The organism is Pseudothermotoga sp. (assembly GCA_025060105.1).
Taxonomy (GTDB): domain Bacteria; phylum Thermotogota; class Thermotogae; order Thermotogales; family DSM-5069; genus Pseudothermotoga_A.
Map to the genome: position 1 here is coordinate 99754 of JANXCS010000006.1, position 25988 is coordinate 125741.

Sequence of the window (25988 nt, forward strand, 5' to 3'; positions counted from 1 at the left end):
AACCATGTTCGTCAAGGATATCATGACAACGAACGTCATCACTATATCTCCGGAAGCAACATTTCACGAAGCGATGGAGATCATCAGGACTAAGGGTGTGAGGAGACTTCCTGTGGTCAAAGATGACAAAGTCGTTGGTATCGTCGCTGAGAAAGATTTATTGAAGGCCTCTCCATCTCAGGCGACGACTTTGGACGTGTGGGAGCTCACCACGCTGCTCGGTAAACTGAAGGTCAAACAAATCATGAAGAAAGACGTTGTCCATGTGCACCCGAACACACCGATAGAAGAAGCTGCTAAGATCATGGCAGACAGAAAAATAGGTTCACTTTTGGTGATGGAAGAAGAGAAGTTGGTTGGTATCATCACTGAGACTGACATATTCAAAATGTTCATCAACATGTTGGGAGCTCGTGAAAAAGGTTTCAGATACGTTTTCAAAGTTCAGAATGTTCCGGGCATCCTCGCAAGAATTTTGAATTTGATGTATCAATGTGGGGCAGATGTGATCGCCGTTAGCACGTATGAAAAATCGGATCAAGAGTACAACGTCGTTGTGAAGGTCAAACTTTCGTTGAACAGAGAAAGCTTCGAAAAGAAACTGTTAGAGGGTATTCCAAACGTTTCCATCATCGATGTGAGACAAGATTGAAGGGGGCATGAGCCCCCTTCAGATTTACTGAATCGGTCTGAGCGTGACGGAGACATTGACGGTTTTTCTATCCACCTTCAGTGTGAGAACTTCTGCGTAGTAACCGCCTTTGATCACCACAAGTTGATAAGTTCCATAGTCAAGATCGATTCTGAGCGGTGTGATACCTTTCAAATAACCGTTGATGTAAACGAGTGCGTTGGAAGGCGAGCTACTTATGCTTACAGTACCGATCCTGCTGACAGGTTCAAGTGTCAACCTCACAGTTTTTGTTTCATTCGGGGTAACTTGGACTTCCGTTGAGGCATCTTCATAGTCCGGCAGACTCGCAACGACTCTGTGTACAATGTTGGCATCGACTTCAACTCTCAAGCCTGATGGATCTGCAACGCCGACGTACCTTCCATTCACGTAAATTGAAGCGTTCGGTGGAGTAGTATAAATGAGCAAAAAGCCGGTTCTGACGATCGGTGGCAATGTTATATCGATCCTCTTGGTCTCACCGGAAGCCACACTCACCGTCACCGTCGTATCCTGATAGCCATCCATCGTCGCGATGATCGTGTGTGGACCTGGATCAACTTGCACTGAAAGTCCTGTCGCTCTTGCGGTTCCAACGTAAGTTCCATCCACATAGATCGAGGCGCCAGCTGGATTGGTGAAAATGTTGAGTGTTCCTTTTCTCACAGCGGGAGCAAGGTTGAGCGTGACTGATCTTGTCTCACCTGGGCTCAACGTCACCGTCACAGAAGCATCTTGATAACCACTCATTCTGGCGACTATGTTGTAGGTGGCAGGGGTCAATGAAAGACTCAAACCTGCCGATGTTGTGGTTCCTCTATATTGAGTATTGATGTAGATCGATGCTCCTATGGGATTCGTGAACACGATCAACGTGGCTCTTTCTGGACTGAGCGCCATGCTCACCGTTTTGGTCTCACCCAGGGCAATGGTGACCGATCTTTGCTCTGGTTCGTATCCTGGTCTGGTGGCGAGGATCGTGTGCGTACCAGGTTGAACTTCGATCTGCAGTGGGCTCACACCAACGTAGCTACCGTTCAGATAGATCTGCGCACCCGGTGGTGTTGTTTGGATGTTGAGCATAGTCTTTCTCAGAAAGTTTGCTGTTACAACTATTGTTCTTCCTTCGGTGACGAAGAAAGTTTCAACTATGACTTGATCTTGTAGATAGAAGGTGGCGAAGTGTTGACCCTCATCGAGCTCGACTCGCGCTGGAGTTCTTCCAAGATATCTTCCATCAACATACACGTATGCGCCAGTTGGGTTAGATTCCAGTTGAACGACACCTGTTCTCGGAGCTCTGCCAACGTAGAAATAAGTTATATCGCTCGCCCATTCACCGGTGAGGTATGGCAAGATCTGTCTTTGAACATAATTTTCTGGATCGGTCGTGAGTTCTGGGAAAGTTTGGGTGGTACCGAGCTCTCTCAATTGTTGGATGATGGGGATATAGCTGGTACTAGCGATGATTTGAATGAACTCTTTACCCTCAGGTGGTGAAACTTTGAGAGAATAGGTTGTCGAGATGGGAAGCTTGTAAGTGACGTTCGGTGCGATGTAATTGTTCGTATCGTACCTGTTCGGGAACAAAAGCGTGATCTTTCCATCGGGTCGAATATCGTAAATGACCACATAACAACTCTTGTTGGCTTTGAAAAAGATGTTGATCGATTCTCCAACCTGATAGACCGCTCCTTCAGGTTTATTGAGCCAAACTCTCACTTCAAGCTCACTAGGTTTTGGAACAATGATGATGTTTTTAAGCTGCATCTCTGCAAAGCTCATTGTTGCGATCAGTGAAACCAAAATTAAAATCCAAACCTTTTTGCTCATCCAAATCCCCCCTTTCACGGCTCAATCACACGTGCCGCTGTAACTTTTCCACCTTCAATCTTGAAAAAGGCAAAACCCCTCAGCTGAGATGAAGATATATTCTTAGGTACTGTCAAATCCTGCCAGTTTGTTCTAAATTCGGCGCTTGTAACTCTATAAACACCATTTTCGTTGATGAATTGGACCAAGACATAACCACTGTTTGGAGTAATTAACACTTTCTCTTGTGTTCCTACGCCGATCACTAAGTCCCACGTTGTACCAAAAAGATCGTTCGGCTCTAAGCGGAGCTTCAAATTACCACCTGTGATAGATTCGACCCGATCACGGATCTGTTCTTTGACATTCTGAAGGTTCGAATATGTATCGTAACTACCAACAAATTCATTGTTCAAAAATGCATACCTATCATTTGGGGTCACACTTTCTATACCACGATCACTAAACAGTGCTGAACTTGGATACCAGAGCAATATGGTGTCTGTTCGAACGTTGTTACACCAGTTTGAAAGATCCTCTAGATTAGAGTTTCTCACTGGGCCTGCTTCAACTATGTTCAGAGGTGTTCCATACTTTGGAAGTGCTATCGGTGTACTGCAGGAGTAGATCAATAAGGCTGCGAGCGCCGTAACAATGATCAACAGGACGTTTCTTTTTACCTTCATACCATCACCCCCATAGGTTAAAATTGAGAGGCGCGATCGCGCCTCTCAGTATGTGAAACTGTAAACGAGCCTGGCCATCTTTCTGATGGCGAAGATCGCTACGAAATCTCCTTTTTTGATCTTTCCCACCACTTCGTTCCAATCGTTCGTGGACTTTATGGTGTATCTTTGACCGCTCACCGCAATTTGATCGATCACATCGCCTGGTTGCAAGCCAAGTGAACCTTTGTTCTGTCTTACGATCACACCGTTCACAGATGCAGCTATGGAGTAAGTTTCTCTGTCAGATGGGGTTATTTCACCCACCACAAGTCCGGCGAATTCTCTTGCAGCAGTGACCGATTGTGTTTGTTCGTCAGTGGAGGCACCGAGTTTGACACTGAACTTCATTTCTCTTCCGTTTCTGTTCACGACGATTTCCACAATTTCTCCAGGCACACGACTGTGTATGAGTGAAACGAGTTCAGCATCACTGCTCACATCGACCCCATCGAACTTGATGACCACGTCGTTCTCCTTCAAACCGGCCTTTTCTGCCGGTGAACCTCCCAGGATCTGTACGATCAAGGCACCTTTGTTCACCTTCAATCCCAACGCTTTGGCGAGCTCGTTGGTCACGGTGGTCACTCTGACGCCGAGGAAAGCTTTTTGAGCCTTACCAGTTTGAACGAGCTGATCGATGAAACGCTTCACCGTGTTGATGGGTATGGCGAAACCAAGGTTCACTGCCTGCTGTGGATTGATGATCGCCGTGTTGATACCTATCACTTGACCGTGTATGTTCAAAAGAGGTCCACCACTGTTACCTGGGTTGATCGCCGCGTCCGTTTGAATGAGGTTGGTATAGTAACCCGATCCATCTGGCTTCGGTATCCTCCTTCCAGTAGCGCTCACCACGCCTATGGTGACTGTGTGTTGAAAACCAAGAGGATTACCAATCGCGATGGCCCATTCACCTATCTTGACCTTGTCCGAATCACCAAATTCAAGCACTGGAAGTTCTTTTTCAGCGTTGATCTTTATAACAGCGATGTCCAATTCTGCGTCTCCACCGATGTACTCAGCTTTGTAAGTAGAACCGTTCAGGAGTGTTACAGTGATCTCGACAGCACCACTCACGACATGTTCGTTGGTGAGTATGTAGCCAACTTTGTCGAAGATGAAGCCAGAGCCAATACTCGTGGTGCGCTGTGTTCCTCCGAACGGAGAGTAACCGAACCAGCGTCTGAAGAAATCCTCTATGAATGGATCGAAATACGGTGAGCTGACAGTCTTCACCGCTTCAACTTTGACCACAGCTGGTGCACAGGCCTCAACCACTGCGACGATGGGGCTCTGGTAATCCGGATTGAGCAGTGCAAAAGTTGAAACTACCACCACAAGTAGGCTCAACACCACGAACAGTTTTCTCACAGCGAACACCTCCTCGAATCAAGCTTTGGCTCCATCTTCTTTGACGCTCATATTTTCCCCCGCGTTCATTAGAAAGTGATTAAAAAATTCCTGAATAGCGCGTTCTATAGACTCGAATTTTTCAAGTTTCATGAAAGCTTCTCTGAATTTCCTTGCGTTCGCAAAACCATGTGTGTACCCCATCACGAACTGCCTGAGTTTGTAGAAAGACTTCTCTCCTTCTTGTTCTCTCAGCATCCTTGTATGGAAAAGAAACATATCTCTTATCTCCTCAAAGCTAGGTTCACTTCCATGTTGGATTTCGAAGAATATCCAAGGTTTTCTCAAAACACCCCTGGCCACGATGGCAGCCTTCGATTTCGAAATTTCGAGTGCTTTTTTGATATCTTCAACTGTGAAAAGATCGCCACTGATCGCAGTGGGTACGTTCCATTTATCGAGTTGTAGGTTCCATTCGGCTTTACCAGAGTACATCTGAACGGCTGTTCTTCCATGAACTTCCACACCATCCACCCCAGTAAAAATCAAAGTTTCCATGATCTTTTCAAGTTCGTTCTTTTCAAAACCAAGTCTCACTTTCACTGTCACAGGTTTTTCACAAGCATCTTTCATGGCTTTGACGATGTCTCCGAGTCGATTTAGATCTCTCAGCAACGCGGCACCGGCATTCTTTTTAACCACCTTCTTCACAGGACACGCGGCATTCAAATCGATCCAACTGGCACGATGTTGAATCTTCTTGGCAGCGAGGGCGAGTTTTCTTGGTTCAGATCCGTAGAGTTGAACGGCCGTGTCCTTTTCATCGACTGAAGGAAGCATTCTTTCGACAACGGTGAGTTGCAGTAAAACACTTTCGGCGCTGATCATTTCGGTGAAAAAGAACTGTGCGCCCCACAATCTACACACAGTTCTGAAAGCCTTATCCGTTATGCCAGCCATGGGCGCGAGACCTACAGAGCCTGGATAACTAAACTTCGCCATAGTAACTCGCGACGGATTCTTCTATTTGTGCAACGACCATACCTTTTATACTTTTGCCCTGTCGTGCACGTTTTCTTATCTCGGTTGCGGAAAGTTCGATCAACGGAGCCTGAAGGAAAATGATTCTTTCAAACAGATCATTCAAAACGGTTTTTGCCCTTTCGTGGTAAGGTTTTCCACAGTATCTTGGATAAACGACGAAGTGACATGAGTTGAGCAAATCTACATATCTGTACCAAGTTTCGATATAACTCAAAGCATCTTCACCAACGATGAAATATGGTTTGCACGAGTGCTTGCTCGCAAAGTGGTTCACTGTGTAGAGGGAATAAGAGACATCTCCCCTGACCTTTTCATAATCGCTCACTACGACGTTATTCAAATCGAAAGTTTTCTTACACCATTCGAACCTCAGCTCGAACGGTGCCACGTCGTCAGATCTGTGAGGAGGTTTATAAGTCGGCACGATGTAGAGTAATTCGAGCTGTAAAAGTTCCATCGCATACTGTGTCACGATCAAATGACCTACGTGTGGGGGACTGAAGGTGCCACCAAAGATGCCTATTCTATTCGTGATATTCAAAGTCATAACCTCCAATCCAGACCGTATCTCCTTCCTTCGCTCCAGCTTGCTTCAGTTTCTCACTCAAACCATTCCTTTCCAACACTTCCAGAAATCTTGCCAACGCATCTTTGTATTGTAACGAATAACGTTTGAGCCAGGCTTCAACTTGCTCACCTTTCACGATGAACCCTTCTTTCGTTCTGACAATTTCAAAGTCGAACTTGAGTTCGAGTCTTGTTTTGACCGGTTTAGGTTTCTCAAAAGCTGGAGCTGGAAGCATTTTCATCTTCAATTTGCTCTCACCAACGTGTTCTGCTATCTTGGCTTTCAAAATATCTATGTTTTGCTTCGTGAGCGCAGAAACTGCTATCGGTTCTTTACCGGTGTGACGTTTCAATCTCTCGAGTCTTTCGTGCAGTTCTTTTTCATCGAGTAAGTCTATCTTGTTTGCGACTAAGAGTTGGGGTTTTTTCAACAATTCTGGACTGTATTTTTCTAGCTCTTGCACGATCACATCGTGATCCTTCAAAAAATCTCTACCCTCGACGCTCGCTATATCTATCACGTGTACAAGAACACTGCATCTTTCGATGTGCCTCAAAAACAGGTTTCCAAGTCCACTACCTTTGTGTGCCCCCTCGATCAGTCCGGGGATGTCAGCAAGGACGTATTCTATCTCGTTTCCAATCCGTACAACTCCTAGGTTCGGTATGAGTGTGGTGAAAGGATAGTCAGCGATCTTTGGCCTGGCATTGCTCATTGCCGCGATGAGTGAGGATTTACCAACGTTTGGAAGTCCGACCAATCCTGCATCGGCGAGCAGTTTCAACTCAAGTTCTATCCATCTTTCTTCACCTTTCTCTCCAGACTCCGCGATCCTCGGGGCTCTCAGAGTGCTGGTTGCAAAGTGAACATTACCCCTACCGCCTTTACCCCCCCGTGCGACACAAACCATCATGCCGTGCCTATCGAGATCCGCTAAAATCTCACCAGTTTGCAAGTCTCTCACCACGGTGCCGACCGGAACATCTATGATCAGATCTTCACCGTTCTTACCGGCCTGTTTTTTCCCTTTACCGTGCTGTCCGTTTTCTGCGACGAATTTCTTTTGATGTTTGAATCTGAGAAGTGTCGAGAAGCTGGCATCGGCTCTCAAGATGACGAAGCCTCCATCGCCTCCATCGCCGCCGTCCGGTCCTCCGTGTGGCACATACTTTTCCCTGCGGAAGCTCACCGCTCCATTTCCACCGTCTCCAGCTTTCACGAATATCTTCACACGATCAACGAAATCTTCCCTTTCCAAGTTCCTCACCCTTTGATTTAGACTAGCACAATTTCGAAGACAAAGGTAGAGAGGGATTAAAGATTGATTCCATCTGTCAATAAACCCTTTCGAGGATTCTCTAAGCCCTAAATTTATACTATTCATTGATAATGATTGAAACCGTAGGAGGGGTGATTTCATGCTGAAATTATTTTGTTTTCTTTTAATTCCTGCCACAATTTTTTCTTCGACTTTTTTCGATTCCTCTCGTGACTTTATTGATGCCATGAGAAATGACAAAACAATTCGAACTGCACATTTAGGAATTTACTTTGTGGACTTGGAAAGCGGAGAAGTCATTCTGAATTACAACGAACACAAACTATTCATACCAGCTTCGGTCATGAAACTCTTTTCAACTTTGCTGGCTTGGGAGGTTCTCGGAGAAGATTTCAAGTACGAAACGAAGATTTATATTCCTAAGGGTTCACAACCTCCATGTGTGAAAGGAGATATCGTGATAAAAGGTAGCGGAGATCCTTCACTGAACCATGTTGTACTCGAAAAGCATTTGGTCAAATTCAAGGAAGATGGCTTTCAAAGGGTAGAAGGCAACTTGGTGATCGACAACACCGCTTTCAACAAAGAGAGGTGGTCTACGAGATGGCCATGGGATTTGAACGATAATCCCCACGTTGATGCATTGATCGTTCAAAACAGAGTGCATGGCTTCAATCCATACAATGAGGACGAAGTAGCACTCTATGCAGGAGAGATGGTGAGAGAAACGCTGCAACGTTTTGACATACAGTTGCAGAGCGTGAAGGTCGGAAGGCTCGAACCAGAAATATTTGAGGAATTCATAACCATACGCTCACAACCTTTAAAGGAATTGATACGCGTTGCAAACAAAGTCAGTCATAACTCTTACGCGGAACAAATATTCAGAACGGTTGGATTGAAGCTCTTTGGAATTGGTAGTAACGCAAACGCTGTGAAAGCACTGAATCAGTTGGTAGATAAAATCGTTGGAGAAGATTATCCACGCAATTTTGCTGACGGTTGTGGTCTTTCGATGTACAACCTTGTAAGCCCATACATGACAGTGAAGTTGCTCGAATACGCTTACAAGAAATGTGGTGGCTTGAATGGGTTCATCTCCACGCTGGCCGTGGCTGGAAAAGATGGTACCTTGGCGAAGAGATTAGCAGGTTATCAAGTGTATGGTAAAACAGGTACCTTGGCATACTGTGCTTCCTTAGCAGGAGTTGCTATCACCAAGTTTGACAGGAAAGTGGCTTTCGCAATATTTGTGAACAACTATTCTGGTCAATATCCTAAAGATCAGATAGATTCGATCGTCAGGTGGGTGTGTGATAATTATTGATCACTCGATCATACCTTGAACAAAAGTTGACCTAGCCGCTGCTTAGCTTTTAAAGTAACCCTGTTTACGAAAGGTGAAAAATACACTTTTTAAAAACTCGTGTTGAGGTTTTTGGTTCATTGTTTGTCAAGTTTTTGATACTCCTCACTTGAGATCCATAAACACCCCATTGCACCAATTTTGTTACCATAACGCGATCAAAGCTTGCATTGAAAAACTGTTTGCACAGAAGATTCGACAATGAGTATCTTCTCATGTGATCAGCTTTTAACGCGAATTTCTTTCAATGTTCGCACTACGTTTGAATTGAAATTGCAAGAAATTTTAAGAAATCTTTCGATTAGGTGAGAAAACGAGCCATAAAAATGAAAAACAACGCAAATCATTTGAATCTTACGAATGATTGGCAAAAGTGGGATTTGTGTAATCTGAGAAAAATTGGTATATTGTTGATGAACATATTGAGAAAACGTTAGACCTCTCATTAGAAAAGGAGAATGATCGTTGGCTAGTCTGAAAGATGTGGCAAATTTGGCCAACGTTTCGATCTCGACAGTTTCCAAGGTGCTCAATGGAAAAGGTCGCGTGAGCGAGGCGAAAAGGAAAGAGATACTGAAAATAGCGAGGCAACTCGGCTACACGCCAAACTACCACGCTCGAACGATGGCTCGGAGGACAAAGATTTTGACTATAGGTTTGATCGTGCCAGACATCATCAACCCATTTTTTGCAAGACTAACGCGTGGGGTTCAAAAAGCTTGTGGGGAAGATACGCTGGTCATCCTCATGGATTCGTTCAGAAACCTTGATAGAGAAGAGAAACTCATACGCAATGCGAGGTTTTTCGGTATAAATGGGATCATCATAGGCAACTCTCGCGTGAACGATGACTTGGTGGAGGAAATTTCGAACTACATTCCCGTAGTCGTGTTCGACAAGTACTATGAGTTGGAGAACGTTGTTTCTATAGTTTTGGACAACAACTATGGCGCGTACATGGCGACGAAGCATTTGATCGAAAACGGTTGTAAAAATATCGTGCATCTGGGTGGAACCCATGAACTTTATGTTTCCTTAGAACGTGCTCGGGGTTATGAATCAGCCATGAAGGAGGCGGGTCTAAAGCCTTTGGTTCAACCTGTAGGTTATAACGAGTCAGCGGGTTATCAGGGTATGAAGCGGTTGATCGAAACAGGAGAAAAGTTGGATGGGGTTTTTTGCATGAACGATCTTGTGGCCATAGGTGCCATGAGAGCTATCAAAGAAAAAGGATTGAGAATACCACAAGACGTGGCCGTCATAGGTTTCGACAACGATGAAGAACTCTGTGAGGTGGTGAATCCACCGTTGAGTTCGATACATCAACCTGTGGAAGAAATGGGTGAAGTGGCTGCGAAATTGTTGTTCGAACTCATCAAAGGAAACTCAAAGGTCAAACGTTACGTGTTCGCTCCAAGGTTAGTCGTGAGGCAGTCAAGTTTGAGGGGTGAATCATGAAAAAAATTCTCATCGTTGGAGCCCACAGCGACGATCCAATCATAGGGGTCGGTGGTACCATACGGGAGCTGTCAAAACTCGGCAACAGTGTCACGGTTTTGAGTGTTTGCGGTGATAGGATAGAAGGTTACACTGAAGCGATTGAATTGCTCAGCGCTGAACCTGTGTATTTCGATTTTTCTTACGCTCAGATAGATGAAGAGGACTTTTTCAAACGGCTCGAAGAGTTGATGAAAAAACTCAATCCAGACATCGTTTTTACCCACTGGTATTCCGAGATATTGTACGATCACGAAGTAGTTTCGAAGCACACCATCAAACTGGCTAGGAAGTTTGAAAAGGAGATCTATCTTTTCGAAATACCAGCTTCAAGTCAGGATTTTCAGTTCGATGTGGCAGTGGATGTGACGAGTTCTTATGAGTACAAGAGAAAGGCTATAGAAATGATGAAAAGTGCTTTCAAAGAGGAGGTCTTCGAGAAAGAAATAATGCCTTCGATCATTTTCCCTGCAGGCTTTAGGGGTATTCAAATTGGTTGTCCTTATGCCGAGGTGTTCAAGCATCTAGGTTCTAGATTTCCATTATCACCGTGCAGGAAGAAGCTTTTGGACCTTTCAAAACTTTGAGGAGGTGCTTCGATGAAGAAATTAAAAGTTGGTATCGTGGGCGCTGGAAAAATCGCTGAGGTACTCCATGTTCCAAACACACTCCTCTCAGAGTATGCAGAGCTTGTGGCCATAGCTGATCCTAATCCGCAGAGACTCGAGTACTTCAAGAAGAAGTTGGAAAGTCACCGTATCAATTTCTATGTTGACTACCGAGAGATGTTTCAAAAAGAAAGTATGGATGCTGTGATCGTTGCGGTTCCGAATACTTTGCACGCGGAGATTTCTATCGCTGCTTTAGAGAGTGGTAGGAACGTGCTTGTTGAAAAGCCTATGGCTACTAATTCTCAAGAGGCTTTAAAGATGATCGAAGCAGCGAAGAAAAGCAAAAAAGTTTTGATGGTGAACCATTCACAAAGATTTTTTCCACACCATCAAAGAGCTAAGGAGGTGGTTCAGTCTGGCATACTCGGTGAAATAAGACTCGTCAAGACGATGTTTGGTCATGCGGGACCAGAGAATTGGTCGCCGAATGCCGCGTGGTTCTTCAATAAAGATGTGGCCATGTTCGGTGCTTTGGGAGATCTGGGGGTACACAAGGTAGATTTGATCAGGTACATCACGGGACTAGACATTGTGCAGTGTGTTGGCCTAACCGCGACACTTGAAAAACGTGCCTCAGTGGAAGATGTCGCGAGTGCGGTTTTGAAACTTTCGAACTCAGCCTTGGCCACACTCGATTCTAACTGGATAACTAAGGGGCTCGAAGAGAACTACTTTGTTGTCTACGGAGAGAAAGGCACAATGAAGGTTGGACAAACCGATCCAACGAAGATCGATATCTATCTCGACAGACCTTTCAGAATGCACGGAGAAATAGTTCTAAAACCTCTATTCACTAATGAAGATCCTTACTGGAAGATGCCCATCATCGATCATTTCGCTAAAGTGTGTCTGGGGCTAGAAGAACCTATCGTTAAGCCAGAAGATGGGTACATCGCGGTGAAAGTTGTCGAGAAAATATTCGAATCTTATAAGAAAGGACAGGTAGTGAGCATCGAATGAGTGTGATTCTTTCAGCGAGAAACATTTGCATGGACTTTTCTGGTGTGAGAGTTCTTCATAACGTTGATGTGGACTTTTCACCGGCGAGGATATACGGCCTAGTCGGTGAGAACGGTGCCGGAAAGTCAACGCTGATGAGAATCTTATCGGGTTTTCTTCATCCGACCGAAGGTGAAGTTTATTTTGAGGGAAATAGAGTCCTACTCAATCCGTTGAAGGCCAAGTCATTGGGGATCATCTTGATACCGCAGGAGCTGAATCTCGTCGAAGGCTTGAGAGTTTACGAGAACATCTTTCTCGGTGATGAGATCAGGAAAGGATTTTTCATTTCCAAGAAAGCCATGATAGAAGAAACCAAGCGTTTAATATCGCAGCTCGAGCTGTCTATAGATCCCACAGCTTTCGTCTTCCAACTTTCCCCAGCTCAGAAGCAAATGGTGGAGATCATCAAAGCCATATCGAAGAGGGTGAAAGTACTCATCATGGATGAGCCAACATCATCTTTAACGGATGAGGAAGTGTTGAAGCTCTTTCAAATAATGAGAAACATGAAGCAGCACGGTATAACGGTCATATTCATTTCCCACAGACTCAAGGAAGTTCGCCAAATCGCTGAGGAACTGATCGTGCTACGGGACGGGAGAAAAGTTTATCAAGGAGAGTTGCAGAACCTCACTGAAAAGCAAATAGCGGAGCTCATGGTTGGTCGAAAGTTGGACGAGATGTTTCCGAGCAAACCCATCCCCGACCGCGAGGTAGTCCTTCAGGTGAAGGATCTTTCAACTGAGGACGGCAGAGTTAAGAAAGCAAGTTTTGAGCTTTATAAAGGTGAAATACTGGGTTTCTATGGCCTAGTAGGCTCAGGCAGAACGGAACTCATGGAAGCCTTGGTTGGTATCAGGAAAGTTTTATCGGGCGAGATACATCTGTTTGGTAAGAAAGTAGAAATTAAAGATCCCAAAACGGCAAAAAGATTTGGGTTGGTTTATCTTCCAGAGGATAGAAAAAAAGCAGGAATCATCTCGGTTTTGGAGGCCTTCAAAAACACTACGATGATGTCTTTAGAAAAGTTTTCCAAACTCCTCTTGAAAACGAAGTATGAAATTAGTGCTTTCAAAAATTATGAGAAAAGATTCAAGATCAAAGTACAAAGTCCATGGCAAACGGCCGGAACACTGAGCGGTGGTAATCAACAGAAAGTCGTCATATCCAAGTTGGTTGAAACGGGGGCAAGGATCTTCCTCTTCGACGAGCCAACACGAGGTGTAGATGTCAACGCGAGGCACCAAATTTATGAGATCATGCACAACATGATCAAAGAGCTCGGTTGTAGCTTTGTCGTTGTGTCTTCAGATTTACCTGAAGTTATAGGACTTTGCAACAGAGTTTTGATCATGAGAAGTGGTGAGATCGTTGCCGAAGTGGCTGGTGAAGAACTGACTGAGAAAGAACTGATTTACCATGCAACCGGTGTGAAGGAGGTTGGTGTGTATTAAATTCAAAAGCATCATTTCGAAATACATGATAGTCTTTGTACTACTCGGTTTGATGGTGTTTTCAGGGATCATTACACCTGCTTTCCTCAAACCGAGGAACATTCTCAATATCTTCTGGCAAACATCGTATGTAGGCATCATCGCGATAGGTATCACCTTCGTCATGATCGCCGGTGGAATAGATCTTTCGGTCGGATCAATGCTCGCACTGATGGGGGCTTTTGCGATCACCACGAGTAATAAACTCGGCGATAATCTTGGTTCAACCCTTGTTTCGATCCTTCTCACTTATGGGCTCGGTGCGCTACTTGGTTTAGGTATGGGACTTTTGACAACCAAAGGAAAGATTCCAGCGTTCATAACGACGCTTGGAGGCATGGCGATATACAGATCTTTGGTTTTGAATTTCGCCAACGGCGGAGTGTACATGAGCTTTTCTCGAACCTTCTCGAGTTTTGGAATGAAATTCATTGCAGGATTGCCATTGCCGATGGTTGTGTTCATTGTTTATGCCATCCTGGCTCACATAGTGTTGGACAGGACAAGGTTCGGTAGGTACGTGTACGCAGTCGGTGCGAACGAAACGGCAGCCGTTTATTCAGCGATAAAAGTGGATTTGATCAGGACGATCACTTACGTTATCAGTGGCGTTTCGGTGGTCACATCGGCAGTTTTACTCTCTTCGATGATGGCATCGGTGAGTTCCTCATCCACTGGATCAGGTTTTGAGTTGGATGCGATCGCGGCGGCCGTGATCGGAGGAACGAGTTTGAGTGGAGGTAAAGGTACGATCTTTGGTACTTTCTTTGGAGCGTTGATCTTAGGTGTCGTGAACAACATGTTGGTGATGCTGAACGTCGCGGTATATCTCCAAGGTATGGTGAAAGGGCTCATCATCATCGCGGCGGTTTTACTTCAGAACATCAGAAAATGATCACCCCGTGAGGGGGAAAGAAAGGGAGGTGTTTGTATGAAGAGGTTTCTGGTTGTATTGATGATCGTCATGACACTCTTGAGCTTCGCCGCAAAGTTCAAGATCGGAGTCGCTATACCGGCGGCCGATCACGGTTGGACTGGTGGTATGGTCTGGTGGGCACAGTACGCCATCAAGCAGTACCAGAAAGATCCAGATTTAGAGTTCTACTTGGTGACGGCGAGAGAACCGAGCGAACAAATTGCTCAAGTTCAAGCACTCTTAGCGCGTGGAATCAACGCTTTGGTGATCAACCCATACGAGTCCGCACCACTCACACCGATCTGCGTTCAAGCGTTCAGACAAGGTATTTTCACGGTGATAGTTGATAGGGGCATCGTCTCCGAAGAGTACAACGTTTATATCGCTGGTGATAACTACATGTACGGTTATCTAGCAGGTAAATACATCGCTGAAAAGCTGAAAGGTAAAGGCAATGTCGTCGTTATAAGGGGCATCCCTTCCACGATCGACGATGAAAGAGTCAAGGCGTTCAAGGATGCGATCGCACCTTATCCAGATATCAAGATCATCGCTGAGCAACCAGGTTATTGGTCCAGAGAGAAAGCTTTCGAGGTTATGCAGACGCTGTTGACAAAATTCCCACAGATCGATGCAGTCTGGACTGGAGACGATGACATGCTCCATGGTGTGCTCATCGCACTCAGACAAGCCGGAAGGGATAAGAACATCGTTTTGGTGGGTGGTGCTTGTGAAAAGAATATCGTTAAAATGATCATGGATGGTCATCCACTGATCGAGGTTAACTTCACTTACCCACCGAACATGATCGCTACAGCCATCAATCTTGCGGTCATGGCATTGAGAGGTCAATCTTTGAATGGATTCTACCAGAAAGGAATTCCGAGAAAGATAATACTCTCCACAGAAACTGTCACGAGACAGAATGCGAAAGACTACTACTTCCCAGATTCAGTGTTCTAAAAAGTTGAGGCGGGCAACTGCCCGCCTCAGTTGTTTGGAGGTGTTCGAATGAAGATAGGTTTCTTAACTGTGGCAATGGGTAACACTAAGCTTGAAGAGATCGTTGAATGGTCGAGTAAGGTGGGTTTTGAAACGTTAGAGATCGCGACCTGGCCTCTCATCAATGAAAGAGACTTTTCCTCCACGACGATAGATGTTGAAAAGTTTGATAAAAAGGAAGCAGAACGTGTGAAAGCTCTCTTTGAAAAACATGGTCTCACCGTGTCATCTTTGGCTTACTACGACAACAATTTGGATGCAAACCTTGAAAAAAGAGCGAGAGTCAATCAGCATCTCAAAAAAGTTATAGACGCAGCACATTTTCTTGGTGTAGAGCTCGTAGGCACTTTCATAGGGAGAGATATCACCAAGAGTGTTGAAGAAAACTTGAAAGAGTTTGAGAAGGTCTTCAAACCTTTGATAGCTTACGCGGAAAGCAAGAACGTAAGATTAATGATAGAAAATTGTCCGATGGTTGGTTGGCAAGCTGAAGAAAGGATAGGCAATATCTTCTACTCACCGGAACTTTGGAGAGAAATATTCAGGATCACACCCGATTCTTTTGGAATCAACCTCGATCCATCGCATCTGTATTGGTTGGGCATAGATTATCTGAAGGTGGTGGAAGAATTCGCTAGTAGGATCTTCCATGTGCACGCGAAAGACGTGGAATTAAAGAGAAACATACTTCACGAGCAAAGTATCTTTGGTCACTATGGTACCAACGCACACGGAAAGAGTTGGTGGGTTTATAGATTGCCCGGTTTTGGAGAGATCGATTGGTCGAGTTTCATCACAAACCTCAAGAAAGTGGGGTACGACTTCGTCGTGAGTATAGAACACGAAGATCCAGTGTGGGGTGGAGATCTGGAGAAATCGAAAAAAGGTCTTTTGATGGGGTTGCATTTTCTTAAGAAGTTCGTTTGAGTGAAAACAGATCTTTTTGCCCTCCTTCGGGAGGGTTTTTTCGTTGTAGAATGTTTTTGAGTGGTAAATTATGTTCTTCGTTGACAGAATGTTGGGAAAACTCGCGAAAAAACTCAGATTACTTGGTTTCGATACAGTTTATTCCTCACACATGTGTGAGGAAGAAATAATGCAACTTTGCAAAGAGACCGGAAGGATTTTGATAACTAAAGATAGAGAATTGCTCAGGAAAGCAGTGGAACAAGGTATAAGATGTCTCTACGTAGCTTCGGACGATTGGAGGCAACAACTAGTGGAATTGTCGAAGAAAATTGATTTGAAAAGTTCAAAGAGAATGAGCAGATGTAGCCTGTGCAACGTTGAACTCATCAATGCCAATGAAGAGGAGATCAAAAAGAAAGTACCATTTTACGTTCAACAAACGTGCAAAGATTTCTATCTTTGCCCTGCGTGTGGCAGAGTGTACTGGGCAGGTTCACATGTGGAGCACGCCGAGGAGACTTTCAGGAGGTTGGGACTCTGAGGTTCTTCGATCTTGTCATGGAATTTCTCGAAAAAGGTTATGAAAGTCACGCAATGAACAAGCTTGTCAATTTGCTGTGTGAAGAGGCGCAAGCAGAATCTTGCGATATGTTCCTCTTTGAAGAATATAAATCGCTGTTCAGACTGGTTGGATCCACTCACAACCAAGAAAAGGTGGGCCAACTGAAATTGAGCCGGGACGAGCTTGAAAAATTTGAAGGTAATTTCTTTCTCGAGCATGGTGCGAGGATCGTCGGCGCACTAGTTCTGAAACGACCACAAAAGCCTGAAATGATGCCGAGCATACTGAGTGAACTGGCAAAAACTCTTTGGGTGGCGGAAAGAATCGTTTCAATGCACGAGAAAGCCAGGAAATACGAACTGCTGGGAGAATTGACCGACGTGTTCTACAGTGCCAGTGAGCCGGACGGTTTACTCAAAGGCACCCTTTCTATAATGAAAAAAGCACTGAACGCAGAAGTAGTTCTGTATTTGCTTCGTACAGAGCAAGGTTACGTATTCAAAGATGCGGACGGTATGAGCAAAGATCAGTTGATCTACGATAAGTTACCTATGAATCACAACTTCATCGTGAAGGTAGAAAGGTCAACGGGCGGGATCATATTGACGAAGACGCAACTAGACTTTCTGGGGATCAAGGTGAAATCTGTCGTGGCGAGTGTGGCAAGATTAGAGGAAAACATTTTTGGCATTTTCGTTGCGATAAACAAGATTGCACCAAGTGGTTATCGCAGCAGATACAGTTTCGACGAGCTTGATTTGATGACTCTCGAAGATATGGTGAAGAGATTTTGTTTAGCGTACACTAGGATTGAGTATCAACAAGATCTTCGTGATCGCATTGAAAGGCTGATCATGCACACCAAGGAGTACGAGAAACTCATACAACAACAGCAAGAGTACCTCAGGAAGATGGATCTTGTTCACAGCTTGAGTAATGCCATGAGATCCAGCTACGATCTTGTGAATGTGTACAAGACGTTGCTGTTGGGTCTGACCTCGGGTAGAGGTTTTGCTTTCAATAGGGCTTTACTTCTGATAAGAGATAGGAAAACGGACACACTCGTCGGAAAGATGTGGATAGGACCGAAGGAAGATGAAGATATAGAAGCGATATGGAAGGAAGCGGAAAGACGTGCGGTCAGTTACGGTGATTTTTCCCAATATTTGCGTGAGGAAGCGCTCATGCTTGATTCGAGTGGAGGTTTAACCAAACTTATAGAAGGAAAGATGTTTCACTACAAAGATCATCCCATACTCGAGAGAGTGGTAGTACGCAGAAGACTGATTCAAGTGACTCCGTCGTTGATAGAAAGTTTTGGTTCGGCCGTGCGTGATCTTGTGAACCTGTTGGGTGTGGATGAATTCCTCGTGGTGCCGTTGGTTGGTCGTTGGGACACTATAGGTGTTCTGATCCTTGACAACAAGTTCACGAGAAGGTCTGTGAGCGATGTAGATATTGAAGTTCTAAAAATCGTCGCGGACAGTGCTGGACTTGCTATAGAGAACGTGATGAACTACGAGGAGCTGAGGAAAAAAACTGAAAGTCTCGAAAAGCAGAAGAACATGATAGATTATCTTCACAGATTCACGGAGAACATTCTTCAGAATCTCTCCACAGCCGTTGTGGTATTTGACAAAAATGGTCATATTCTTCAGTGTAACAGGATGTTTTCCCACATAGTGGGTTTACCGAGTGAAAGGCTCGTTGGAGAACATTACCTTGAGCTTGGACCAGTATTTCAAGATCTTTTTGGAATCGCAATGACTGTTCTTGAGAAACGTGAGGCAGTCAATCTTTCTGAATATCGCTTGGAAACTTCTCAAGGTGAGCTTTATCTCGATGTGAAATATTCCCCGCTTTGGGATCCGTCGGGCGGAAGTATCGTCGGTGTGATAGTCACTCTGGAGGATGTATCGCAGCGAGTGAAATTCGAACAGGAGCGAAAGGAGAGGGAAAAGCTCGCGTTACTCGGTGAAGTCGCAGCTCGTGTGGCACACGAACTTCGAAATCCTATAGCAGTGATCGGTGGGTTCATCAACAGGGCAAAAAAGAACCTTTCGAATCCGGAGACTGTGGAAAAGTATCTGAATGTCATATCCAAAGAAGTTGAGAACCTTGAAAGAATCGTGAACGAAATTTTAGAGTTCAGTAGGCCTTCAGTGGTTACGGAGTTCAAAGAGTTTGATATGAACGAGCTCATTGAAGAAGTCATCTACATCATGCAAGAGAAGGCGAGTAAGGCGAATGTTATAATAGAAACAAAGCTTTCGAACGTGCCAAAAATCATTGCAGATCGCTCAAAATTGAAGAGAGTTCTCATAAATCTTGTTCAAAATGCCATAGAGGCTTCACCTCCAGGCGGTAAAATCGTGGTGAAATGTTTCTCTGAAGCCGATAAGCTCGTTGCATCAGTCTTCAACACTGGTGAGCCTCTCTCGGATAAAGAGCTGAAAAAGATTTTCATACCATTCTACACGACCAAGACTCAGGGAACGGGTCTAGGCTTACCGATATGCAAAAAGATCATCGAAGATGAACACGGTGGGAGAATCTGGGCCGAGCCGAAAGCCAATGGTATGGAGTTTTCATTCGAAATACCTTTGAAAGGGGGAAAGGAGAATGCCAAAAGGTAGAATACTCATCGTGGATGATGAGGAAAATATAAGATTGCTCTTGAGCGAAGAACTCGCAGACGAGGGTTATGAGGTGGAAACTGCGGCAAATGGCGATGAATGCCTTGAAAAATTCGATAAAAAGAAGTTCGACCTCGTCGTTTTGGACATTGAAATGCCAGGAAAGAATGGTATCGAGGTTGCTGGCCAATTGAGAAAAGATCGACCGGGTTTGAAGATCGTACTCCTGACGGCTTATTCACATTACAAATATGACTTGGCTTCTTGGGCAGCCGATGCTTATGTAGTCAAATCGGCTGACTTGACGGAACTCAAGCACACAATTGAGGAACTGCTGAAGCTTTGAGGAGGTGCCGATTTTGGACTACAGAGAAACTCTAAACCTACCCAACACAGCCTTTCCGATGCGAGCCAACCTTGTTGAGAAAGAACCGAACATACTGGAGAAGTGGAAAAAGATCGACATTTATAGATACATTTTGAAAACACGTGAGAACCGCCCTACGTTCATCCTGCACGACGGTCCTCCCTATGCCAACGGTGCCATACACATAGGAACAGCCATGAACAAGATTTTGAAGGACATGGTCATTCGATACAAAACGCTACGCGGTTTTCGTACCCCATATGTACCTGGTTGGGATACACATGGCTTACCGATAGAACATCGCGTGACTAGCATGTTGAAAGAGAAAGCAGAGAGAATGTCACCCCAAGAGATCAGAAGCGAATGTGAGAAATTTGCAAGAGAGCAGATAGAAATTCAGAAGCGCCAATTTCAAAGACTTGGTGTCATAGGTGACTGGAATAATTATTATGCAACATTGGATCCAGAATACGAGTATAGGGTGTACACAGTTTTCGAAAAATTCGTCGAAGAAGGATACGTCTACAGAGAAAAGAAGCCTGTTTTGTGGTGTTTAACGTGCGGGACTGCTCTGGCTCAGGCTGAGATAGAATATCACGACCATGTTTCTCCATCTATCTATGTGAAGTTCAAAATGAAGGATTCGGATGATTACATCGTTATTTGGACAACCACACCTTGGACACTTCCAGGCAACACGGGTGTGGCTGTACATCCAGAGGAAAAATATGTGAAGTTGAAAGTCAACGCTGAGGTTTGGATAGTCGCCGAAAGGTTGTTAGAACAGTTTGTGAAGCAATTAGGTTTGAGAGAATACGAGGTGATCGACAGATTCAGTGGTCGTTCACTTGAAGGTAGGATCGTTCTCAATCCTCTGTTCGAGAGGAAATCAAAGGTCATTCTAGCAGACTTCGTCGATATGGAGACGGGTACAGGTTGTGTCCACATCGCACCGGGTCATGGTGAGGAAGATTACGATTATGGTTATAAACTGTACGGACTCGACGTGCTTTCACCCGTTGATGAGAAAGGTCGCTTCACAGAAGAGGCTGGAAAGTACAAAGGATTGAATGTCTTTGAAGCGAACAAATTGATCATAGAAGATCTCAAGAATATTGGAGCTTTGTTGCATGCCTCAACAACGATTCACTCTTATCCGCACTGTTGGAGATGTAAAAACCCTGTGATTTTCAGAGCAACGGAGCAGTGGTTCATTTCTATAGATAAAAACGATCTGAGAAAGAGACTTTTAGAGCAAATAGAAAAGGTCACATGGATTCCCGAATGGGGTAAGAACAGGATCGCAGCGATGATCGAAGAAAGGCCAGATTGGTGTATTTCCAGACAAAGAGTTTGGGGTATCCCGATTCCCGCTTTCAAATGCAAATCCTGTGGTTATGTTAATTTGGATGTGAAGCTGATAAGGCATTTCGCGCAGATTGTGAGACGAAGGGGTACGAACGCCTGGTTCGAGTTGAACGAACGTGAGCTCTTGCCAGCTGGCTACACTTGCAAAAGTTGTGGTTCGAATCTTTTCGAGAAGACCAACGACACATTGGATGTTTGGATAGATTCTGGAGCCTCGTTTGAAGCGGTGCTGAACGCTAGACCCGAGCTCGCCTTTCCTGCAGATATGTACCTTGAAGGAAGCGATCAGCACAGAGGTTGGTTCAATTCGTCGTTGGTATTGTCGGTTGTTAAGCATGATCAGCCTCCGTATAGAACAGTTCTGACGCATGGGTTCATTAAAGATGAAGAAGGAAAGAAAATGAGCAAGTCCCTCGGTAATGTTGTTGATCCACTCGAAGTTTGCTCGAAGTATGGTGCTGACGTGCTGAGGTTGTGGCTCGCGAGTAGCGATTATTTCAACGACATAAGGATCAGTTACAACATTCTTATGCAACAAGTAGAAGTTTATAAGAAGATCAGAAACACGATCAGATATCTCCTGGGTAATTTGTACGATTTTTCGCCAAGGGATGTGGTACCTTACGAAAAACTCTTGCCAATCGATAAATGGGCTCTTGGAAGGTTGCAGCAAGTGATCAAGACAGTCACAGATGGCTATGAGAGTTATGAGATCTCCAGAGTTTACAACACACTTGTGAAGTATTGTTCTGTTGAACTGAGTGCGGTTTATCTGGACATAGTGAAAGACAGGTTGTACGTGGAAGGTAAGAATTCTTTGAAGAGGAGATCCGCCCAGACCGTTCTTAGGGAGATACTCAAGTCCTTGTTGGTGATGCTCTCACCGATCCTCACCTTCACTTGCGAAGAAGCTTATTCATATTTGTGTGAAGAAGATAGAAGATTCGAAACTATTCATGCTGAAGACTGGCCACAATACAAAGAAGAATGGGTGGACCATGAACTCATGAAAGATTTTGAGAATCTGTTCGAAGTGAGGAACACAGCATTGAAGTCTCTCGAGGAAGCCAGACAAGCTGACATGATAGGTCATTCTCTGGATGCGAAACTCATACTGAGAGCTGGGGATGAAAAACTGTTGGAACTTCTTTACAAGTATAGAGAGATCCTGGAGGAATTCTTCATAGTTTCGCAGGTTGAGATTGAAAAAGTTGGAGAAAAACTTCAAGCGATCGTCAAGAAAGCAGATGGAGAAAAGTGTGAAAGATGTTGGAAGTATCACCCACTCACGAATAACGATGGTCGTTTCCCCGGAATCTGTCCAAGGTGTGTGACTGTGCTCGAGGGTGAGGGATAATGATCGATATCTACAGCCTCATTTCGGAGGCGTTCTCGAAAGGTGCCTCCGATGTCCATTTGTCGGTCGGGGTTCCTCCTATATACAGAATCGATGGGCTTTTGGAAGTTCAGAAGCATCACGGCGTTGTGAGTGCTAAAGATTTAGTTGATGCAGTTCAAAAACTGTTTGAAAAGCTTGGCATGACGAGGAACGATGACAAAAAGGAGATAGATTTTGCTTTCAGTGTCGAAGACAAAATAAGGGTCAGAGGCAATCTCTATCATGAGAGAAGGAATCCAGCCCTAGCACTCAGGTTGATCACGAGTAGGATCAGGACTTTCAGCGAGTTGGGATTACCTGAGATACTAAAAGAATTCGTACAGAAGGATTCTGGCTTGATCTTGGTTGCTGGTCCCACCGGAAGTGGTAAATCGACCACGTTGGCAGCCATGATAGATCACATCAACGAGAACTTTCCATACCACATAATCACGATCGAAGATCCCATCGAATACATTTTCACCAACAAAAAATCTGTTATCCATCAGAGGGAACTCGGTCAGGACACAAACAGTTTTTACGACGGATTGAAATATGCTTTGAGACAAGATCCAGACGTCATACTCGTTGGTGAAATGAGGGACCTTGAGACTATGGCACTGGCACTCACGGCGGCCGAGACGGGACATTTAGTTTTGAGCACTATACACACCAACAGTGCGGCGAGTGCTCCTGAGAGAGTTATAGACGTTTTTCCAGCACACCAGCAGAAACAAATAGCACTTCAACTTGCCAATACACTCGTTGCTGTGATATACCAGCGTTTGTTGAAAAAATCTTCAGGAAAAGGTGTCGTACCGATTTTAGAGATTCTCGTCGGAACAACGGCTGTAAAGAATCTCATACGGGAGAACAAACTTCACCAGATCGAATCGATCATGCAAGCGAGTGCAAAACAGGGTATGATACTCTTCGATGACGCGCTTTTGAAGGCCTATTTCGCTGGACTGATAGACAAATCGCAAATTTACGAGTACTGTCGTAACCCTGACGATGTGAGGAGAAAGATAGGATGAAAGAACTCGTTCGATCCCTCGTGGAAAAAGCAAAAGATAGATTGCAAAAATTACAACACAAACTCGCTGAGCCAAGCATAGATGTTGAAGAGATGAAAAAACTCTCTATAGAATATTCTAAGCTCGAGGAAATAGTACAACTCTATGAAGAGTTAGAAGAAATCGAAAAAGAAATCGAATTCTGGCAAGAGATAATGCTCGAAGATAGCTCTGCAGAGAGAGAACTCATCAGGGTGAAACATGAGCACGAGCAGAAATTATCCCAGTTGATCTCTTTGCTTCTTCCAAGTAAAGACTACGATAGCATCATTATGGAGATAAGAGCTGGCACAGGAGGAGAAGAAGCCGCATTGTTCGCTGCAGATTTGTACAGGATGTACGCACGGTATGCTGAACGAAAGGGTTGGGAGGTAGAACTTGCGGACTTCCATGACACGGGTTTGGGAGGTTTCAAAGAAGTAGTTTTGTTCATACGCGGAAAGTCTGTCTACAAGCAATTGAAGTGGGAAAGTGGTGTACACAGAGTACAGAGAATCCCAGTGACAGAATCTTCTGGAAGGATACACACGTCCACCGCTACGGTGGCGATTCTCCCAGAAGTGACATCGATCGATGTACAGATCGATCCAAAAGACTTGGAGATAGACACCTTCAAAGCTTCTGGGCACGGTGGTCAGTACGTGAACAAGACAGAATCTGCCGTGAGAGTTGTGCACATTCCTACAGGTATAACGGTGAGTTGCCAAAGTGAAAGATCTCAACATCAAAACAGAGAAAAAGCCCTCGCTATACTCAGAGCCAAACTCTTCCAGCTGAAACAGGAACAAATTCTAGAAGAGTTGTCCCAGCAGAGAAGGAGTCAGATAAAAACTGGAGAGAGAAGTGAAAAAATCAGGACTTACAACTTTCCACAGAACCGTGTTACTGACCACAGGATCGATTACACTAGCTACAGGTTGAAAGAAATACTCAACGGTGATTTGGACGAGATAATCTCAAAACTGCTGGAGTTCGAACTCATTGAGAACGCAAAGAGAATACTAAGTTGACGCCTTACGACCCTCACCGTAAACTTTCTTTGCCAGCGTCCTGTAGATCATGTCGGTGAGAGAGGCTAGTTCATTCCTCGTAGCTTGCCTTGAATATTCGAATAGGACCATGTTCGTAAACCATTGTTCACCCAAGGTCCTTTTGAAAAGATTCGACTTCGGTATCGATTCGTACATTTTTCTGAAAACATCGTAGAATATCGTGGCAGTAAAATCCGCACACGCGTTCCACAGTTTGTCGGAATTTCTGTTGATGGAAGAAGTTGAAATGAGAGAAGTATTCTGAACCAATCACATCACCACCAAATCAGCTAGTAGAACACCAGCTTTATGCATTGACTGCAGTATCGCTATGATATCTTGCGGTGTGGCCCCAAGGCTCTTCAGTGCTGAGACTAACGCTCCAATCGTAGCCTCCGTTCCTTGTTCGGATAGTTTTCCGTTCCTTATTGTCACATTGAAAACCCCATAAGAGAGTGTGAAATCTAGGATTTTAACGTTGCCGCCAAAGACAACCGTACCTGTTTTCTCATTCACTACAACCCTCGCAGGTTGATCCACTGAAACTTCTATTTCCTCGACGAGGGCTAAAAAGGATATCACATCGTCTTCGAAGGCAGAAGGAATATCTATCTTCACTGTGGAAGCATCTATAGCCTTGGCCAATTTTCTATCGAAGGTGGTATTTATGGCTTGTGCGACTCTTGCGGCTGTGGTGAAGTCAGGACGTTTGAGCAGGAGTGTGACTGCCTTAGATTGAGTGAATTCGAAGGGTATTTCCTTTTCTACTATCGCTCCAGAAGGGATAAAACCAACTACCTTGTATTTGGATTGTAGATTCGCTGAGACTTTTACATCCACCCCGCCGGTACTCACGCTACCCTGTGCAACTGCATAGACATTTCCATCCGCACCGAAGAGAGGCGTTTGTACTAAGATACCTCCCTCTAAAGATTTTGCATCCGCTATTGAAGCGACGACAACATCTAGTCTCATACCTTCTTTAAAAAATGGAGGGATATCTGCGATCACCATCACCATAGCACTGTTTCTTGTTCTGAGGTCATCAACGTTCATCGTTATACCGAGCGTTTTAGCTATGTTGCTGAGCAAGTTGGAGTTTATCTTACCGGAATCCCCTGTACCGTTGAGACCCACAACTATGCCCAAGCCGAACAGTTGATTGTCCCTCGCTCCTCTGAAAGTGGCGATATCTTTGATTCTGGTTGAACCAAAAACCAAGCTTGTCAAAGTCAGCAAAAAGATGAACACTTTTCTCAC

Annotated in this window: 23 protein-coding genes; 15 read left to right on the top strand and 8 right to left on the bottom strand. The window is 44.6% G+C overall.

From position 1 onward, the window contains the following. The first annotated feature begins 4 nt into the window (after positions 1-4). Entirely contained in the window at positions 5-652 is a 648-nt protein-coding gene (locus NZ875_06975) for a CBS domain-containing protein (protein MCS7175480.1), read from the top strand. Between the two features lie 24 nt (positions 653-676). Here NZ875_06975 and NZ875_06980 read toward each other — a convergent pair whose 3' ends face one another. Genes NZ875_06980 through obgE form a run of 6 tightly spaced genes read right to left on the bottom strand, consistent with a single transcriptional unit; the run spans position 677 to position 7433 of the window. After that, positions 677-2506, bottom strand: coding sequence for a PEGA domain-containing protein (locus NZ875_06980; GenBank protein ID MCS7175481.1), 1830 nt, complete (start codon positions 2504-2506; stop codon positions 677-679). Positions 2507-2520: 14 nt separating this feature from the next. After that, positions 2521-3171, bottom strand: coding sequence for a hypothetical protein (locus tag NZ875_06985; GenBank protein ID MCS7175482.1), 651 nt, complete (start codon positions 3169-3171; stop codon positions 2521-2523). 45 nt (positions 3172-3216) lie between these two features. Next, complete coding sequence (locus NZ875_06990; protein MCS7175483.1) at positions 3217-4584, bottom strand: Do family serine endopeptidase; 1368 nt, start codon at positions 4582-4584, stop codon at positions 3217-3219. 18 nt (positions 4585-4602) lie between these two features. Beyond that, positions 4603-5565, bottom strand: coding sequence for a tRNA-dihydrouridine synthase (locus NZ875_06995; protein ID MCS7175484.1), 963 nt, complete (start codon positions 5563-5565; stop codon positions 4603-4605). Then, entirely contained in the window at positions 5552-6148 is a 597-nt protein-coding gene (nadD, locus tag NZ875_07000; protein MCS7175485.1) for a nicotinate (nicotinamide) nucleotide adenylyltransferase, read from the bottom strand. Before nadD ends, NZ875_06995 begins: the two co-directional genes overlap by 14 nt. Beyond that, complete coding sequence (gene obgE / locus NZ875_07005) at positions 6132-7433, bottom strand: GTPase ObgE (protein ID MCS7175486.1); 1302 nt, start codon at positions 7431-7433, stop codon at positions 6132-6134. The genes nadD and obgE overlap by 17 nt, the downstream gene beginning before the upstream one ends. Before the next feature lie 247 nt (positions 7434-7680). Here obgE and NZ875_07010 point away from each other — a divergent pair, with 247 nt between their 5' ends. From NZ875_07010 to prfA, 14 genes are all read left to right on the top strand, one after another. Continuing rightward, positions 7681-8781 (top strand): D-alanyl-D-alanine carboxypeptidase, encoded by a 1101-nt coding sequence (locus NZ875_07010; protein MCS7175487.1) that lies wholly within the window; start codon positions 7681-7683, stop codon positions 8779-8781. Between the two features lie 504 nt (positions 8782-9285). Further along, positions 9286-10278 carry a LacI family transcriptional regulator gene (locus NZ875_07015; protein MCS7175488.1) on the top strand — a complete coding sequence of 331 codons (993 nt, stop codon included), beginning with the start codon at positions 9286-9288 and terminating at the stop codon, positions 10276-10278. Beyond that, positions 10275-10904 carry a PIG-L family deacetylase gene (locus tag NZ875_07020; GenBank protein ID MCS7175489.1) on the top strand — a complete coding sequence of 210 codons (630 nt, stop codon included), beginning with the start codon at positions 10275-10277 and terminating at the stop codon, positions 10902-10904. The genes NZ875_07015 and NZ875_07020 overlap by 4 nt, the downstream gene beginning before the upstream one ends. A gap of 12 nt (positions 10905-10916) precedes the next feature. Beyond that, positions 10917-11948, top strand: a complete 1032-nt coding sequence (locus NZ875_07025; GenBank protein MCS7175490.1) for a Gfo/Idh/MocA family oxidoreductase — start codon at positions 10917-10919, stop codon at positions 11946-11948. Next, positions 11945-13444 (top strand): sugar ABC transporter ATP-binding protein, encoded by a 1500-nt coding sequence (locus NZ875_07030; GenBank protein MCS7175491.1) that lies wholly within the window; start codon positions 11945-11947, stop codon positions 13442-13444. The genes NZ875_07025 and NZ875_07030 overlap by 4 nt, the downstream gene beginning before the upstream one ends. A gap of 25 nt (positions 13445-13469) precedes the next feature. Then, positions 13470-14378, top strand: a complete 909-nt coding sequence (locus NZ875_07035; protein ID MCS7175492.1) for an ABC transporter permease — start codon at positions 13470-13472, stop codon at positions 14376-14378. A 36-nt stretch (positions 14379-14414) separates the two neighbouring features. Further along, positions 14415-15362 carry a substrate-binding domain-containing protein gene (locus NZ875_07040; GenBank protein MCS7175493.1) on the top strand — a complete coding sequence of 316 codons (948 nt, stop codon included), beginning with the start codon at positions 14415-14417 and terminating at the stop codon, positions 15360-15362. Between the two features lie 48 nt (positions 15363-15410). After that, the gene (locus NZ875_07045; GenBank protein ID MCS7175494.1) at positions 15411-16328 is read left to right on the top strand and encodes a sugar phosphate isomerase/epimerase; all 918 of its coding nucleotides are present in this window, start codon (positions 15411-15413) and stop codon (positions 16326-16328) included. 70 nt (positions 16329-16398) lie between these two features. Further along, positions 16399-16851 carry a Mut7-C RNAse domain-containing protein gene (locus NZ875_07050; protein MCS7175495.1) on the top strand — a complete coding sequence of 151 codons (453 nt, stop codon included), beginning with the start codon at positions 16399-16401 and terminating at the stop codon, positions 16849-16851. A gap of 17 nt (positions 16852-16868) precedes the next feature. Next, a complete protein-coding gene (locus NZ875_07055) occupies positions 16869-19508 on the top strand; it encodes an ATP-binding protein (GenBank protein ID MCS7175496.1) in 2640 nt (879 codons plus the stop codon). After that, the gene (locus NZ875_07060; GenBank protein MCS7175497.1) at positions 19495-19854 is read left to right on the top strand and encodes a response regulator; all 360 of its coding nucleotides are present in this window, start codon (positions 19495-19497) and stop codon (positions 19852-19854) included. The genes NZ875_07055 and NZ875_07060 overlap by 14 nt, the downstream gene beginning before the upstream one ends. Positions 19855-19867: 13 nt before the next feature. Further along, positions 19868-22600 (top strand): isoleucine--tRNA ligase, encoded by a 2733-nt coding sequence (gene ileS / locus NZ875_07065; protein ID MCS7175498.1) that lies wholly within the window; start codon positions 19868-19870, stop codon positions 22598-22600. Further along, on the top strand, positions 22600-23658 hold the full coding sequence (locus NZ875_07070) for a type IV pilus twitching motility protein PilT (GenBank protein MCS7175499.1): 1059 nt from the start codon (positions 22600-22602) through the stop codon (positions 23656-23658). Before ileS ends, NZ875_07070 begins: the two co-directional genes overlap by 1 nt. Continuing rightward, positions 23655-24707, top strand: coding sequence for a peptide chain release factor 1 (prfA, locus tag NZ875_07075; GenBank protein MCS7175500.1), 1053 nt, complete (start codon positions 23655-23657; stop codon positions 24705-24707). The genes NZ875_07070 and prfA overlap by 4 nt, the downstream gene beginning before the upstream one ends. On the opposite strand, the gene NZ875_07080 is transcribed toward prfA, so the two are convergent. Beyond that, positions 24699-24998 (bottom strand): hypothetical protein, encoded by a 300-nt coding sequence (locus tag NZ875_07080; GenBank protein MCS7175501.1) that lies wholly within the window; start codon positions 24996-24998, stop codon positions 24699-24701. The genes prfA and NZ875_07080 overlap by 9 nt on opposite strands. Further along, positions 24999-25988 (bottom strand): flagellar basal body P-ring protein FlgI, encoded by a 990-nt coding sequence (locus NZ875_07085; GenBank protein MCS7175502.1) that lies wholly within the window; start codon positions 25986-25988, stop codon positions 24999-25001.

Excerpts from the sequence above, each read along its gene's own strand:
- NZ875_06975 (MCS7175480.1), top strand. The coding sequence starts at position 5 with ATGTTCGTCAAGGATATCATGACAACGAACGTCATCACTATATCTCCG.
- NZ875_06980 (MCS7175481.1), bottom strand. The coding sequence starts at position 2,506 with ATGAGCAAAAAGGTTTGGATTTTAATTTTGGTTTCACTGATCGCAACA.
- NZ875_06985 (MCS7175482.1), bottom strand. The coding sequence starts at position 3,171 with ATGAAGGTAAAAAGAAACGTCCTGTTGATCATTGTTACGGCGCTCGCA.
- NZ875_06995 (MCS7175484.1), bottom strand. The coding sequence starts at position 5,565 with ATGGCGAAGTTTAGTTATCCAGGCTCTGTAGGTCTCGCGCCCATGGCT.
- NZ875_07010 (MCS7175487.1), top strand. The coding sequence starts at position 7,681 with ATGAGAAATGACAAAACAATTCGAACTGCACATTTAGGAATTTACTTT.
- NZ875_07020 (MCS7175489.1), top strand. The coding sequence starts at position 10,275 with ATGAAAAAAATTCTCATCGTTGGAGCCCACAGCGACGATCCAATCATA.
- NZ875_07025 (MCS7175490.1), top strand. The coding sequence starts at position 10,917 with ATGAAGAAATTAAAAGTTGGTATCGTGGGCGCTGGAAAAATCGCTGAG.
- NZ875_07030 (MCS7175491.1), top strand. The coding sequence starts at position 11,945 with ATGAGTGTGATTCTTTCAGCGAGAAACATTTGCATGGACTTTTCTGGT.
- NZ875_07035 (MCS7175492.1), top strand. The coding sequence starts at position 13,470 with ATGATAGTCTTTGTACTACTCGGTTTGATGGTGTTTTCAGGGATCATT.
- NZ875_07040 (MCS7175493.1), top strand. The coding sequence starts at position 14,415 with ATGAAGAGGTTTCTGGTTGTATTGATGATCGTCATGACACTCTTGAGC.
- NZ875_07045 (MCS7175494.1), top strand. The coding sequence starts at position 15,411 with ATGAAGATAGGTTTCTTAACTGTGGCAATGGGTAACACTAAGCTTGAA.
- NZ875_07050 (MCS7175495.1), top strand. The coding sequence starts at position 16,399 with ATGTTCTTCGTTGACAGAATGTTGGGAAAACTCGCGAAAAAACTCAGA.
- NZ875_07055 (MCS7175496.1), top strand. The coding sequence starts at position 16,869 with ATGGAATTTCTCGAAAAAGGTTATGAAAGTCACGCAATGAACAAGCTT.
- NZ875_07060 (MCS7175497.1), top strand. The coding sequence starts at position 19,495 with ATGCCAAAAGGTAGAATACTCATCGTGGATGATGAGGAAAATATAAGA.
- NZ875_07070 (MCS7175499.1), top strand. The coding sequence starts at position 22,600 with ATGATCGATATCTACAGCCTCATTTCGGAGGCGTTCTCGAAAGGTGCC.
- prfA (MCS7175500.1), top strand. The coding sequence starts at position 23,655 with ATGAAAGAACTCGTTCGATCCCTCGTGGAAAAAGCAAAAGATAGATTG.